This is a genomic window from Actinopolymorpha pittospori (assembly GCF_014873875.1).
Classification (GTDB): domain Bacteria; phylum Actinomycetota; class Actinomycetes; order Propionibacteriales; family Actinopolymorphaceae; genus Actinopolymorpha; species Actinopolymorpha pittospori.
The window spans coordinates 1118253-1132349 of sequence record NZ_JADBEM010000001.1 but is presented as its reverse complement, the minus strand read 5'-3'; the positions used below and the strand labels follow the sequence as shown (position 1 = coordinate 1132349).

Sequence of the window (14097 nt, the reverse complement as noted above, 5' to 3'; positions counted from 1 at the left end):
ACAAGGCTCTGCTGGAATGCTCCTATGAGCAGCGAAGACTTGACAGTCCTGGTGGACCGGCTGCGCAGGGACCGGCGGCGTGATCCCTACCGGGGCCGCCAGGAGTATGCGAGGGCGGCGCGCGACCTGGCGCAGGCGTGCGAACAGCTGCTCGCCTGCGGCGAGGCGAAGCAGACGGTGTCGGTGCTGCGCAAGGCAGTCGACCGCATCACCAACGCCATGTTGTCCATGGACGACTCGTCCGGGATCGTCGGCGACCAGCTCGACAGGATGATGGGTCTGTATGCGCGGGCCTGCGCGGCGGCGCCGCCGACCCCGAGGAGCCTCGCCGCCTGGCTCGTCAAGCTCCGATGCGACGGCCCTGGCTGGCCGAACGTCGTTCTGTGCGACTTCGCCCCCGCGTTGGGCGAACGGGGCATTGCCGAGGTCGAGCGGTTGGTGGCGCAGCGCGCGGAAACCGTCGGTTACGCGCCGCCGGTGGACATTCTCGCCGTGGCTCCTGAGTCGTTGGGGAGCATCCTCGCCGTACGTGACCTGCGGGAGCAGCTGGCGGAGGTGTCCGGAGACGTCGACCGGCACGTCGCCGTCCTGGCCGAGGATTTGGTCAGCGCCGTGCAGTACGAACGTATCGTCCTCGCTCTCCGGGAAGCCGGTCGTCGGCAGGAGGCGATCGAGTGGGCGCGGCGCGGCCTGGCCGACAAGATGGACTGGCCACACGCCGACCAGCTCCGCGACACCTTGGTCGGCATGCTGCTCGACGAAGGCGACACCGTAGCGGCACTGGACGTACGCCGGGCCGAGTTCGAACGGAAGCCGACCGTGGCGGCGTACCGGTCACTGGCGAACGCAGCCGCCGCTGTTGGCGCGGATGATCTCGTTCCCTGGGCGCTTGCTGTGCTGTACGAGCGGGTGGCGGAGCAGCCGGTGTACGCATCGGAGCTGATCGGGCTGTTGCTGACGGTCGGCCGGGACGAGGACGCGTGGCGTCTCAGTCTGCAGCACCGACGGTGGGTCGGCGAGTCGCTGTGGCTCACCCTGTTGGAGCGGCGCGGCGTGCACCACCCGGGCGAAGTGATCGGGCTGTACCAGGAAGAAGTGGAACGGCACATCCTCGACTCCTACGACACGTACCGCTATCAGCGCGCCGTGGCGCTCCTCCATTCGCTGCGGTCGGCGTGTCAGTCGGCCGGAGACCAGGAGGCGTTCCCGGCCTACGTGGCCGACCTACGGCTCCGGCACAGGCGGAGGCCGGCGCTCCTCAGGGAGCTGGATGCCGCCGGACTGTAGCTGGCGCCTCGTCGGTCAGGGGGTGTCAGGCGGCGGCGTACATGCCGCGGCTCGCGGCGTACAGGTAGGCCGGGGCCGATGTCGCGCGGTACTGGCGTAGGCATGCTTCGGCGAGTTTGATGGCGTGTTCGTCGCCGCTGGCCACGGCCTTGGCGACGGAGACGTCGGGATCCTGACCCGGCCCGGTCGGTGCGTCGTCGCGGGGTTTGCCGTGGGCGTAGGCGGTGTACAGCGCCGCGCAGACGTGCCACAGCGCGTCATGGCTCGCGCGCCACACCGTCGGTGGGAGGTGGTCCAGGATCGAATGCACCGCCGTCGGTGCGGTGACCGCGTGCACTAGGCCGATCGGGTTGCCTCGCCCGTAGGTGACGTAGATGTCGGCGAAGGTACGGGTGAGTTCCTCGAACGCCGCGTTGAGCGCGGCGGGTGTCTCGGCCGGGGCCTGAAGTGCGGCGACACCGGCCGCGAACTCGGGTGCCGCTCCGACCGGTGCCAGCTGTTCGACGATCAGACCGCGGTCGGGGATCTGGACCGACGGCATGGCCGCGAGTGCCTGTGCCATTGAGCGTCGCCCCTGGGTTCTGGCGGCGCCGGGGAGCTCGACGTAGCGGGCCGCCCAGTAGGCGAGGCCCGCCGCGAGCTCGGCTCGCCGCTGCGGATTGTGCGGGTCGTCGGCGAGCGCGCGGATTGCCTGCGCGGTACGGATGACGCCGTGGGTCGCGCCCGCGGCTACGCCGGGCAGAAGCCGGGGCCACCACAGGGCGAGAACCTCACGCTAGGGCGCCTCCTCCAGCTGTTCGGTGAAGTACGCGAGCCAGTCACCCACCCGTCGGTAGTCGCCGAGCGCCTCCCGCTCGTCGGCCTCGCTGATCCGCGCGCTCGGCGTGGGCCGTTCCGCGAGCTGCGGGAGGTAGCCGTCGACCCATCGCTCGACTTCGTCTTGCCGGCCCAGGCGGACCAGTGCCTCGACCACCATCGGGCCGTGGTTGCTCAGCCCGCCACGAAACTCCGGGCCGGTCTGGGACAGCCGGTGCAACGCCTCGTCCAGGACGGGCGAGCTTCCGGATGCGGACTGCTGCGGATCGGACATGGTCAGCCTCCTGGACGCAGAGATGATTCCGGGTCTCCGGGCGCACCGCGGACCGCTGCGGACAGGAGAGTCGGCAGGTCGCCCACGTCCCAAGGCTAGGGACGGGCGCGGCCGCTTCCATCGGGCCGGCGCCCGGATCGAGCTACGACGTAGGGCCTAGGACCGGCGGTCTCCACCGTCGACGAGGTGTCCAACGGTGGTCGGCGTCCAGGGCAGTGTCATCGGGCCAGCATGGCCAGGACGAAGCCGACCAGCGCGCTCGCGACGAACGAGGCGACCTTCCACCACACCCGAGACACCGTCCGTGAAGTGAGGGCGGGCGACTCTGCTCGCGGCCAGTCGGGTGGCCGCCCAGGTTGGGGGAGTGTCGCGGAGGCCAGGTCCCGGGCTGCGGAGGGAAGAGGGGCGGAGACTGCCGACCACCGCGACACTGGGCTCAGTGTGACCGCATTGGGGCGGACGTAAAAGGTGTCACCCAGGTGATACGGCGTGGTCACCCTGCGTATCACTTGGGCTCTGTGAGACTCGCGCGCATGGGCCACCAGGAACTGCCCGCGTGGGCGCAACGAATCCGCCGCGAGCGTGAGCTGCGCGGCTGGTCACAGGTCGACGCGGTTCGTGCCATGGCCGCCCACGCCGACGAGGCGCTCCCGGACCGGACGCACATACTTCGCCGTTGGAAGGCGTGGGAGGCCGGCGAACACAAGCCTGATGACCGCTACCAGAGCCTGATCGCGCGAACGTTCGGTACGGCCAAGCATGCGATGTTCCCCGCGGCCGGGCGGCGGAACAGCCACGCAGAACTTCTCGCCGCCACCGGCATGGACACCCTTGAGGTCATCGGGCGTATCCGCGCCTCCGACCTTGACGGCGCGACCCTGGACGCCTTGCGGATCACCGTCGACCGGCTGTGTTCGGAGTACGCCTACGTACCGTCCGAACAGTTGGTCGTGGAGGGTCGGGAGTGGCTTGGTCGGGTCGCCGATCTGCGAAACGGTCGGCTCACCCTGGCCCAGCATCGCGAGGTCCTCACGCTCGCGGGGTGGCTGGCTCTCCTGGTCGGATGTGTGGAGTACGACGCCGGCGACCAGCTCAGTGCGGAGGCGACCAGGCGAGCGGCGTTCAGCCTCGGCCGGGAAGCCGGCAACGGCGAGATCCAGGGATGGGCGCACGAGATGAGGGCGTGGTTCGCGCTCACCTCGGGCGACTACCGCGGAGCGATCACAGCGGCCCGGGCAGGCGCGGAGGTCGCGAAGGGTCACGGCGTCGCGGTCCAGCTCGCAGCACAGGAGGCCAAGGCGTGGGCCCGGCTGGGTGACCGCCGTCAGGTCGGCGTCACCCTCGACCGCGGCGTCGAGATCCTCAACGCGTTGCCCTACCCCGACAACGTGGCCCATCACTTCGTCGTCGACCCCTCCAAGTGGGACTTCTACGCCATGGACTGCTACCGCATCCTGGGCGAGGACGCGATGGCGCAGGACCTCGCCGAGGAGGTCCTCCGCGCGACGAACGACCGGTCCCCGATGCGGCGTGCGGAGGCCCGGATCACCCTCGCAGTGGTCGCCGCCAGAGCGGGCGAACTGGAGCAGGCCGTGGGGCAGGGCGGCCGAGCCCTGACCGACGGGGCGAAGCGATCGGTCCCGTCGCTTCTGATGTGCTCGGCCGAACTCGCCGCCATCCTTCAGCAACGCTTCGCGGGTGAAGGCACCACCCGCGACTACCTCGACCAACTCCGAGCGCTCGGCTCGACATGAGATCGGGTCGACATGAGACCAGCCCCGCCCTCGCTGGCTGCTGGCTCCCTGGGGTGACGCGGCAGGTGGCACTGCAGGGCGACGCGCGTCGAACACCCTGACCAAGATGTTCGTGGCGACGACCGTGCTCCAGTTGGTGGGAGAGCGTCGCGTCGTCCTCGACGCACCGGTGGAGCGCTACCTGCCCGGCGTCGTTCGTGGGCACGGCAACGACGGCTGGGTGATCATCGTCCGCCGGTTGCTCCAGCACACCAGAGGCATCCCATCCCCGACTGTCTCAACTACCTCAGTCTGGAGGAAGTCCTGGAGGACCCGCTCGTCCACCCCGACCTTCAAACCGAAAACCGGGCACCAGCCACACGCTGCCGGAGCGCGGGCTAGTGCTTCGCCCTTGCATGGGGGGTTGAGGCTTGCGCTAGGAGGGCCGTCAGGGCACGAGCAGTGTGTTAGGCCGGATGGTTCTGCTGCTGGATGTGTTGCTTCACGGCGTTCAGCGGTGTGCCGTCCATGGAGCCGGCGAAGTAGGATCTGGACCAGGGTTTGTTGGCCTGGTAGTTGTGGCGTAGGAGGTCGGGGAACTCCTGTCGCAGCTGGCGGGAGGAGACGCCTTTCAGGCTGTTGACCGGCCGGGCCATTGCCGTCTTGGGCGGGTGGTTGACTCGCAGGTGTACGTGGTTGCTCTGCCCGTTGAACTCGACCAGTTCGGCCTGGAAGTCGGCGCACACGTCCCCCATGATCTGTTCGATCCGGGACGGGTGCCGGTCACCGAAGACTTTGTGCCGGACCTTCGTGACGAAGACCAGGACGTGTGTCGCGAGAACACGGTGTCGGCCGGTGCGGATGTCTTGGAGTTCATCCGTAAACCATTTGTAGGGTTGGGTGGTGCAGCTCCGGTACAACTTCCGCGTCTACCCGACGCCCGGCCAGCGGATCGGGTTGGCCAAGGCGTTCGGGTGCGCGCGGGTGGTGTTCAACGACGGGCTGCGCCTGCGTCAGCAGGCCCGTGAGGCAGGCGAGAAGTACATCTGCGACGCCGAGCTGTCGGCCCGTGTGATCACCGAGGCGAAGCGAACCCCGCAACGGGCGTGGCTGGGGGAGGTCTCGGCCGTGGTGTTGCAGCAGGCACTGGCGGACCTGAACACCGCCTACCGCAACTTCTTCAACTCGGCGTCCGGCAAGCGTGAGGCCGTAGGGTCGCCCCGCCGAGGTTCCGTTCGCGTAAGGACAACCGCCAAGCCGTCCGTTTCACCAGGAACGCCCGGTTCAAGGTCCTGGCCAACGGCCGGCTCAGGTTGCCGAAGATCGGCGACGTCGAGGTGGCCTGGTCGCGTGCCCTGCCCTCGGAGCCGTCGTCGGTGACGATCATCGCGGACGCGGCCGGGAGGTACTTCGCGTCGTTCGTCGTCACGACCGGCCAGGAGGAGACGCTGCCGCAGGTCGACTCCGAGGTGGGGATCGACCTGGGGTTGACACACTTCGCGGTCCTCTCAGATGGCCGGAAGGTCGCCGCCCCGAAGTTCCTGCGCCGCGCGGCCCGCAAGCTGCGCCGGTTGCAGCAGGGGCTCTCCCGTAAGAAGAAGGGTTCGGCCAACCAGAAGAAGGCCGTGACCAAACTCGCTCGTGCTCATGCGCGGGTTGGCGACACCCGGCGTGACTGGCAACACAAGCTCTCGACCCAGATCATCCGCGAGAACCAAGCGGTCTACGTCGAGGACCTGTGCGTGGTCGGTCTGGGCCGGACCCGGCTCGCCAAATCGGTGCACGATGCCGGGTGGGCCAGTTTCACCGCCATGTTGGAGTACAAGGCAGGCCGGTACGGGCGGAGGTTCGCCCGGGTGGACCGGTTCTTCCCATCTACTCGCCTGTGCTCGGCCTGCGGGCTGGTCAACACCAAGATGGCGTTGAACCTCCGGGCGTGGGACTGCGCCTGTGGAGCGGCCCATGACAGGGACGTCAACGCCGCGAAGAACATCAAGGCCGCTGGACAGGCGGACTTCAACGACCGTGGAGCGCAGGTAAGACCAGCACGTGTGCTGGCACCGCGCGGCGAAGCGGTAACCCACCCAGACGCTACGCGTTCCACGCGTAGCGTGGAGGGAATCTCCGCCCTTTAGGGCAGAGAGGATGTCAATCCAACACCGGTTACCTGCTTTTGGCCGGCATGCTGATTGTGAAGGTGACCGGCACACCTACGGCCAGGAGAACCGCCGGCGCATCCTCAAGCTGCTGAGGCTGCGCCAGATTGGAAGAACTGGTCAAATCCGGTGCCAGCGTGCTTCGGGTCACGGATGAGCCGGACACGGGGCAGTACGCCGTCCTGCTGCAGGACCCGGAAGGCAACGAATTCGACGTTGTCTAGGAATCGTTTGGTATCGCGGTCCCTTCGTGTATCAGGGGGTGAACAGCTTCCAGCGCCCCTCGGAGACGACGTCGACGGTGCCGTCCTCGGTCACCTTGATGGCGGTGTCGTCGTCGATCGCGTACGTCGGTGCGGGGATCCGCGCCGCCCACTTCTCCGCGTTGGGCAGGGAAGCGTCGAGATGGTGCGGGTGCTCCAGGTGCGGGATCACCGCGAAGTCGACGAGTCCCGCTCCCTGTCCGGTGACCAGGATCCGGTCGACGTCACCCTCGGGTGAGGAGAAGACGGTGTTCTCGGTCTTCAGCGGTCCATCGCTCCCGCGGGGCGGCTCGGTATAGGTCTCGACGAAGGTAGAGGTAGCAGCGATGCTTCCGGCGCTCACCCCCACGTAGACCGCCTCGGAGCGCAGCGTCGGCAGGAGATCGGTCAGGCCGGAGCGCCGCATCCAGTTGGCGAGGAACAGGGGGTCGCCGCCCCCGAACAGCAGCGCATCGGCGTCGCGGACCGTCGGCACCCACGTAGCCTCCTCGATGCTCGGCAGCACCGACAGCTCCAGGATCCCCAACGACTTCCACCCCAACCCGGCCAACGGCGACCGGGACTGGCCGCTGAGCGCCCGCCACGCCATGCCGGGCCCGCCGGGGAACGGGTAGAGGGCGGTGGGGATGAAGAGGGCGTTGGACTCGGCGATCGGTTTGCCCAGGAGGTCGACCAGCGCGTCCTGGATGCTCGCGTTCGTGATGCCGGAGGAAGTGAGAAGAAGCCTCATGGTGCCTTTCCTTGGTTGTCCGGCGAGCACGACGCCAACGCCGTCGTCCGGCATCACGCCGTGCTCACAGCCTGTCAGAAGCGGGGGCGAGCGCCCTCATGCGCGGCCGCCCACCCCCACTACGAACACCTCTGCCCCGATCCGACACGCCTCCCGGATTTTCTCCAAGAAGCTTTCTGGTAGCCAGCGCATGATGGCGCTTGGCTCGCGCTAGGGCAACCGGGGACACCGATGTGTCGGGCTCGCGACCATCCCCGTCGAACGGACGAACCGCTGCAGCGCTTCGTTCGTGGAGCCGTCGACGGACGACACCACACTGGCCGCCGTCTCTTCGACCCCCGTTCACGGTCACGGCATAGCTTTGTCTCAGCGAAACGGCCACCATCCCCTCTAAAGGGACCGGTGGCCGTTTACTTTTGGGCACCTTCTCGACGCGCCGACCGAAGGCGCCGCCGACGTCGACAGGCTCGAAGCCACTGCGGTCCTGACACCGGTCGGGTGCCGCGTACCTCCAGCGACTCCGCAAGGCTGGCTTGCGCAGTCCCGTTGACGGGCACGGCTGCTTTCACCGCTTGTCGGTGGGCCAGGCTGCAGGCCTGTGGGCTATCTCCACGGCCCCGATGAGGGGATCAGATGATGCCGAGGGCGAGCATGGCGTCGGCGACCCGAATGAACCCAGCGATGTTCGCACCGGCGATGTAGTTTCCGGGACTGCCGTACTCGTCGGCGGTCTCGGCACAGCGATCGTGGATGGCTCGCATGATCTCCTCGAGCCGCTGCTCGGTGTGATCGAAGCTCCAGCTGTCGCGGGAGGCGTTCTGCTGCATCTCCAGCGCGCTGGTGGCGACTCCGCCCGCGTTGGCTGCCTTCCCCGGAGCGAACCCGACACCGGCGTCGTCGAAGATCTTGATCGCCTCCGGCGTGCTGGGCATGTTCGCACCCTCACCCACGACCCGGCAGCCGTTCTTGACGAGGGTGAGTGCGTCGGCGCCGTTGAGCTCGTTCTGCGTCGCCGACGGCAGCGCGATGTCACAGGGAACGTCCCAGATCGTCCCGCCCGTCACGTGGTCAGCCATGCTGCCGCGCGCCTCGGCGTAGTCGCGGCCGCGGCCGCGGCGCACCTCCTTGATCTGTTTGAGCAACTCGGCGTCGATGCCCTTCTCGTCGACGACGTAGCCGTCGGAGTCCGAGCACGCGATCACGGTGCCCCCGAGTTGGTGCACCTTCTCGATCGCGTGGATCGCGACGTTGCCGGACCCGGACACGACGACACGCTTTCCGTCGAACGTCTCGCCGCGTGCTTTGAGCATCTCGTTGACGAAGAAGACCGTCCCGTAGCCGGTGGCCTCCTGGCGTACCTGCGAGCCACCCCAGGCCAGGCCCTTCCCGGTGAGAACGCCGGACTCGTACCGGTTGGTCAGCCGCTTGTACTGGCCGAAGAGGTAACCGATCTCGCGTCTGCCGACGCCAATGTCGCCCGCCGGGACGTCGACGTACTCGCCGATGTGTCGGGACAGCTCGGTCATGAACGACTGGCAGAAGCGCATGATCTCCGCCTCCGAACGACCCTTCGGGTCGAAGTCGGAGCCACCCTTGCCACCGCCGATAGGCATCCCGGTGAGGGCATTCTTGAAGATCTGCTCGAAGCCGAGGAACTTGACGATTCCGAGGTAGACGCTCGGGTGGAAGCGCAGGCCGCCCTTGAACGGGCCGAGCGCCGAGTTGAACTGCACCCGGAAACCGCGGTTGAGCTGTACCTGGCCGGCGTCATCGACCCAGGGCACACGGAAGATGACCTGCCGTTCCGGCTCGCACAGGCGGCGGATGACGGCCGCATCGGCGTATTCCGGATGCTTGGCGACCACGGGTCCGAGGCTGCTCAGGACCTCCCGGACAGCCTGATGGAACTCCAGCTCGGCCGGGTTGCGGCGGAGCACTTCGGTGTAGATGTCGTGAAGCTTCTCGTCGAGGTCGCGCACGGTGCACACTCCAGCCACACGTCGTCTCGGCTGTGGCCACCAGCCGAGAGGGGATGTCGAGAACGACGGCACCGACGACGTCGCCTGTCGAGGGTATCGGGCTGTGCGCCCATCAGTGGCCGAACCTCCACCGCGCTACGTACGCCACCGAACTCGGAGACCGTGCGTCGCTGGTTTGACCTTGACGCTGCGTCAACTTTTAGCATCGGGGCCATGTCCATCACCGTTCTTGACACCTACTCCGCCATGCGGCGGGTCCTGCTGGCCCCGGTCGCGGACCGCGTTGACCTGCTGCGTTCGATGCTGGAGCCCAACCAGGGCATGTATCGCTACCACCCCGGCGAGGTCGACCTGGTGGCCGTACACCTGCAAACGTGCGGGTTCCCCATCGACCGCGACGAGGAGCGTTGCCTCGATGCGCTCGAAACCCTGGCGGCGGCCGGGGCCTGGGAGCGGATGCAACGCGCGCTCGACGATGCCCTCTCCGTACTGCTGGAGGCGACGCCGGGGCTGGAAGCCCCGGACATCACTGTGTTGTTCGTCCTCGGCGATCCGGGTGACGAGCACTTCATGGGTCCCTGCAAAGGACTGATCGGGTTCGGCGGCATCTCGGGCAACATCGCCATCACGTTCTGGCCCTTCCCCGAGAACGTGGAACGGCTGGAGGCCACCGCCGTGCACGAACTCAACCACAACCTGCGCTACAGCCCGGGCGGGGTGGTGTGGAACCCGATGACCGTCACGGTCGGCGAGCACATCGTCGGCGAGGGCCTGGCCGACGCCTTCGCCTGCCAGCTCTACGGCGACGAGCTCGGGCCCGCCCGCATCGGCGTGCCGCACCTGCACGACGACGAGGTCTTCGCCAAGGTCCTCACCGGGCTCGACGTGACAGGCATGCAGAACTTCACTGCCTGGGTGCACGGCGACCCCAGCGCCGAGCGCTTCGGCCTTACCCCGGTGGGACTGCCGATGGGCGCCGGGTACGCCGCGGGCAACCGGCTGGTCGACACCTACCTGGAGGCGACCGGGCAGACGGCGGCGCAGGCACTGCACGCCGACAGTTCGGAGATCATCGCAACCACGCTCCGGGGCGGGTAACACTGCGAGGGCGTGGATGATCCACGAACCCGTCCGGGAGCATGCCATGCGCTCGGCACGTTCGTGACCGGCTGGCTAGCGCAGGTATTGCTGCCAGTCGTAGAACAGATCCGTTACCTTCTTGAGTGCCGCCCTGACCTCCGCGTTCTCTCGCCGGCCGCACACGTCGTCCACGGGATCGGTGCAGCCTTGGGCTTTCCACGCGCTGTACGCCCTCGTGTACTCGTTGGCCGCCGCCTCCGTGTCGGTCAGCAGTGGCCAGATCCTGGCCGGCGGTTTCCCGAGGTATCCCGTACAACTCGGGGTGTAGGAGCAGTGGATCGTCCGGGCGAGGCGCTGCGCCTGGACGCCCGCCTTGGCGTAGTCGCTCTCGCAGGGCAAGACTCGTCCAGAAGGGCAGTCGGAGCCAATCTCGTGTACGGCCTCCCACCAGTCGTGGTCGGCAGTCATGATGTGGCTCGTGAACGGTTGAATGTCGATGTTCTTCGGTAGACAGCCAGTGCTCCCGAGCGCGACGGCGAGTACGACCACGACGGTGCCGAATAGCGTCCTCATGGGCGATCTCCCCTCGAAACGCATGCTAGCTATTCACGGAAATTGATCTAGTGGTGATGGATTCTTGTTTGGGCTTGCGTGGTTGTGAAAGCTGCTTGCGGGTAGGCTGGCGCGCCCGGCGGCTGGGCGCCGGTTGTTGTTGTTCAGTGGGGGTTTGCGGGTCTCCGTTTCTGCGGCTCGCGAGGTGGTCAGGGACGGCGGGTGTTAGCCGAAGGCCGTACGGATGCGCGTCCAGCCTTTCTCGATCGCGGGGCTGGGGGTCCAGGAAGAGTCCAGTTTCAGATACAGCTGTCGGGCGGTGGAGACGATTTTTCCGGCGACGTGTAGGACTTTGTAGCGGAAGGTTTCGGGTGTGGCTTTGGCGATCCCGGGGTGGTCTTTGAAGCCGAGCAGTTTCGCCCAGCTGATCAGATCCGCGGCGGCGAGCGCTATCTCGAACCAGGCCTGGTTGTGGCAGAACGCGTCCAGCGGCAGGTTGCCCAGGCCGAGGTGGCCGGAGTCTTTGATCCGTGCTTCGACGTGGGCGTGCTGGCGGTGTCGTAGCTCCAGTCCCTGGATCTGGTGGGGGACTACACGGGCCGGGGTGTCGGTGATGAACGCGGTCAGCCGCATCCCGTCACTGGTGGTGTTGTGCAGTTGGAGTTGGGCGCCCGGATGCGGGCGTTCCTTGCCTAGGATCAGCCGGGTGCCTTGCGGCCACTTCGACAGATCCACACAGTGTGTGGCTTCGAACACCATGGCACCGTCACGGATCCCGTCGTCTTCGATCGCGGTCGCCCACAGCTGCTCGTCCACCGCGTCGGCGATCCCCACATAGGTGGGGGTCGACTCGGTGGAGAAGCTGAACTCGCAGTGTTTCTGCCGGCAGTAGGCGGCGAAGTCGTAGGTCGCCCCGGCCGCATCGGCCCGGATCAGGATCTCCGGCGCACCGTCGACGCCAGGCCGGTAGGACTCCGGGAGCGCTTCAAGGGTCAGGTCCAGCAGTGTCTTGTGGTCGGCGATGGTGTTCGACCCGGCGTTTCCGGGCCGAAGGATCCCAGCCAGCGACTCCCCGCCGGAGATCTCGGGCCGGTCCAGATAGGAGTGCAGCGGATGGAACCCGAAGCTCTTCTTCCAGGTCGGTGCAGCGCCGGACTTCTCGCTGTGAGCGATGGTGATCGTGGCATCGAAGTCGATGTGCAGATACCCACCGGTGGCCTCCAGGTCCGGGGCCGCTCCCGCCTGCCAGGCCCGCTCACGCGCCTTCGCCCGCGCCTGGCGCACCAGCCCCAGATGCTGTTCATCGATCCTGTCGACCAGCCGCCACACGGTCGGCTGACTGGCCACCGCCCCGTGCAGTTGCGGGCGGTCCCGCAACACCGCGATCCCCGACGTCGACGTCGCCCCATCGGCGATCGCACACGCCTGATCAGCGAACACCTGCCCCGGGGAGTGAAGCCACGGGCCCCGATACGTGTCAGCCAACGCCTGGGTGACGAACCTGGTCAGACCCACGAACTCAGCGAGCTCGCGCAGCATCGACACACCCGCATGCGAGGCCAACCCGTGCCCATCCGAGCTGACCCGAAGCCGCGGCCCAGCCACGCCACCCCTGCCGCCAGCCGAACCATCCTTGCCTCGGCGTGCCTTCTTCCCACCCGACGAACCCTTGCTACGCTTCACCTACGGAGTGCCTTTCTGCGAGAAAGATCGTTGTCCTCAAACACCGATTCTTCCTTACAGGCAAGGCACTCCGCCGCATTTAGACCCCGTGCCGCCGACCCACGTGAATAGCCGAGGCTAGGCGGCATGCGGGTGTAGGGGCGTCCGCGTGATCGAGGTGAGACGGGATGGAGACCTGATCCTGATCTCGGCGCGAGGGGAGCGACCTGTGAGGGTTTCTAGGCCGACCAGTTGCCCGCCGACCGAAGCCTCGCGGCGTGCTCATGCTGCTCGGCCAAATCGACCGCCCGCATGGTGTGCTCCCCGCGATGGAACGAGTCACCGCTCCACCGCGGGACAACGTGGATATGGAGATGCCACATGTCCTGACCACCGGCCGGTCCATTGTGCTGACGCAGCGAGATCCCATCACAGCCGAGCACTTCGAGCAGCGCGTTCGCAGCGCGGCGAGACATCGCGAGCAGTGGTCCACCAAGCTCGTCCGGCAGGTGGTAGAGGTTCTCAACGTGTGCGACCGGAACGACGAGCAGGTTACCGATGTTGCCCACCCACCAGTGGGGAGACACGATCACTGCACTGTGCTCGTCACGGTGAACGATGTTGTCCGGTGTTGTCAGCGACGTGTTCTCGCCGTGCATCAAGCGGCAGATCGGACAGTCGTACCCCTCGGGTTCGTGGCTGCGTATCACCCCGGAGATCATATGGGTTCCGGTCAGAGCGTCCCCCGCTTGAACAATGCGCTCCGAGCCACCCTCACCAGCCATCAATCACCCACACCTACAGGGAACAGTCCACGGTCAGGAACACCGGAACCGGCGGGTCTGAGCGCAGGCCTACGGGCTGTGCTGATGTTCAGGGGGGTGGTGGCGCCGGTTCTTCGTCTCGTCCGGGCTCACAGCGCCTCAGCTACCTGTCGATGCAGGCTTCTCCCAGACTGGCTCTGGAAGCAGGCCCAGTTCCGTCCGGGCCCGGTCGACGATCTCCTGGATCAGGGCGGTCTTTGCCTTTGTGTAGTCATCGCCAGGGGTCCCGGCGGTGGCGATCGCCCGTTTCAGTTGGCCATACCGCTGGGCATCCAGCGGATGGTTCCGTAGATAGTCTCGAAAGATCCGTTGGTTACGGGTGGGCCAGGATGCCAGCGTCACTACATGCAGGATGTGGGTACGCACCCCTCCCGCCGTGCGGAAGTACAGCAGACGATCGACCATGCCATTGGTGTGAGGGCGGTAACCCAGATCCTGCAGGGCATCCTCGCGCCGGCTGACCGTCTCGAGGTCCGGAGTCGCCGCCATCAGGTCGATGACGGGCTTGGCAGCCAGGCCGGGCACGGCAGTCGAGCCGATGTGCTCTATCTCGACTATCTCCTGGGGCAAGGTGGCGCGAAGTTCGGCGACGGCATCGCCGGCCAGCGTCGGCCACGCGGGATCGTACTCAACGATGTGGACGCTCGTCTCGGACATGGGCGCCATCGTGCCACCTTCTTTCCTGCTCGGCAATATTGCGCGACCAGCAAAAACTAGGTGGCTTGCTCCCAATGGCTACGG

14 protein-coding genes and 2 pseudogenes are annotated in these 14097 nt (G+C 67.0%); 7 read left to right on the top strand and 9 right to left on the bottom strand.

All coding sequences use genetic code 11. The annotated features are described in order from the left end of the window. The first annotated feature begins 24 nt into the window (after positions 1-24). Entirely contained in the window at positions 25-1287 is a 1263-nt protein-coding gene (locus tag HEB94_RS05280; RefSeq protein WP_192748869.1) for a hypothetical protein, read from the top strand. A 25-nt stretch (positions 1288-1312) separates the two neighbouring features. On the opposite strand, the gene HEB94_RS05275 is transcribed toward HEB94_RS05280, so the two are convergent. Both HEB94_RS05275 and HEB94_RS05270 read right to left on the bottom strand, forming a co-directional pair. After that, the gene (locus HEB94_RS05275) at positions 1313-1849 is read right to left on the bottom strand and encodes a hypothetical protein (RefSeq protein ID WP_337917481.1); all 537 of its coding nucleotides are present in this window, start codon (positions 1847-1849) and stop codon (positions 1313-1315) included. Positions 1850-2062: 213 nt separating this feature from the next. Then, a complete protein-coding gene (locus HEB94_RS05270; RefSeq protein ID WP_192748868.1) occupies positions 2063-2377 on the bottom strand; it encodes a hypothetical protein in 315 nt (104 codons plus the stop codon). A gap of 533 nt (positions 2378-2910) precedes the next feature. Between HEB94_RS05270 and HEB94_RS05265 the strand changes: the two genes are divergently transcribed. Beyond that, positions 2911-4131, top strand: a complete 1221-nt coding sequence (locus tag HEB94_RS05265; protein WP_202896149.1) for a helix-turn-helix domain-containing protein — start codon at positions 2911-2913, stop codon at positions 4129-4131. Positions 4132-4237: 106 nt separating this feature from the next. Beyond that, positions 4238-4474, top strand: a pseudogene (locus HEB94_RS05260) (serine hydrolase); the annotation flags it as partial. A gap of 103 nt (positions 4475-4577) precedes the next feature. Here HEB94_RS05260 and tnpA read toward each other — a convergent pair. Beyond that, the gene (gene tnpA, locus HEB94_RS05255) at positions 4578-5030 is read right to left on the bottom strand and encodes an IS200/IS605 family transposase (protein ID WP_202896148.1); all 453 of its coding nucleotides are present in this window, start codon (positions 5028-5030) and stop codon (positions 4578-4580) included. Between tnpA and HEB94_RS49015 the strand changes: the two genes are divergently transcribed. The 3 genes and pseudogenes from HEB94_RS49015 to HEB94_RS54370 all read left to right on the top strand — a co-directional run bounded on the left by HEB94_RS49015 (position 5011) and on the right by HEB94_RS54370 (position 6490). Continuing rightward, positions 5011-5490 carry a transposase gene (locus tag HEB94_RS49015; protein WP_337917480.1) on the top strand — a complete coding sequence of 160 codons (480 nt, stop codon included), beginning with the start codon at positions 5011-5013 and terminating at the stop codon, positions 5488-5490. The genes tnpA and HEB94_RS49015 overlap by 20 nt on opposite strands. Next, positions 5391-6245, top strand: a pseudogene (locus tag HEB94_RS49010) (RNA-guided endonuclease InsQ/TnpB family protein); the annotation flags it as partial. The gene HEB94_RS49015 and the pseudogene HEB94_RS49010, both read left to right, overlap by 100 nt. Positions 6246-6373: 128 nt before the next feature. Continuing rightward, on the top strand, positions 6374-6490 hold the full coding sequence (locus tag HEB94_RS54370) for a VOC family protein (RefSeq protein ID WP_192748867.1): 117 nt from the start codon (positions 6374-6376) through the stop codon (positions 6488-6490). 31 nt (positions 6491-6521) lie between these two features. On the opposite strand, the gene HEB94_RS05240 is transcribed toward HEB94_RS54370, so the two are convergent. Then, complete coding sequence (locus HEB94_RS05240) at positions 6522-7259, bottom strand: Type 1 glutamine amidotransferase-like domain-containing protein (protein WP_192748866.1); 738 nt, start codon at positions 7257-7259, stop codon at positions 6522-6524. Positions 7260-7888: 629 nt separating this feature from the next. Continuing rightward, positions 7889-9238 (bottom strand): NADP-specific glutamate dehydrogenase, encoded by a 1350-nt coding sequence (gene gdhA / locus HEB94_RS05235; RefSeq protein WP_192748865.1) that lies wholly within the window; start codon positions 9236-9238, stop codon positions 7889-7891. 213 nt (positions 9239-9451) lie between these two features. Here gdhA and HEB94_RS05230 point away from each other — a divergent pair, with 213 nt between their 5' ends. Further along, positions 9452-10336: a DUF2268 domain-containing putative Zn-dependent protease gene (locus HEB94_RS05230; RefSeq protein WP_192748864.1), complete on the top strand. Its 885-nt coding sequence runs from the start codon at positions 9452-9454 to the stop codon at positions 10334-10336. A 75-nt stretch (positions 10337-10411) separates the two neighbouring features. On the opposite strand, the gene HEB94_RS05225 is transcribed toward HEB94_RS05230, so the two are convergent. The 4 genes from HEB94_RS05225 to HEB94_RS05210 all read right to left on the bottom strand — a co-directional run bounded on the left by HEB94_RS05225 (position 10412) and on the right by HEB94_RS05210 (position 14013). Continuing rightward, positions 10412-10891 (bottom strand): hypothetical protein, encoded by a 480-nt coding sequence (locus HEB94_RS05225; protein ID WP_192748863.1) that lies wholly within the window; start codon positions 10889-10891, stop codon positions 10412-10414. 204 nt (positions 10892-11095) lie between these two features. Beyond that, positions 11096-12475, bottom strand: coding sequence for an IS1380 family transposase (locus HEB94_RS05220; RefSeq protein WP_192756251.1), 1380 nt, complete (start codon positions 12473-12475; stop codon positions 11096-11098). A gap of 296 nt (positions 12476-12771) precedes the next feature. Continuing rightward, a complete protein-coding gene (locus HEB94_RS05215; RefSeq protein WP_202896145.1) occupies positions 12772-13317 on the bottom strand; it encodes an HIT family protein in 546 nt (181 codons plus the stop codon). A 138-nt stretch (positions 13318-13455) separates the two neighbouring features. After that, the gene (locus HEB94_RS05210) at positions 13456-14013 is read right to left on the bottom strand and encodes a GrpB family protein (RefSeq protein ID WP_202896144.1); all 558 of its coding nucleotides are present in this window, start codon (positions 14011-14013) and stop codon (positions 13456-13458) included. Positions 14014-14097 lie beyond the last annotated feature (84 nt).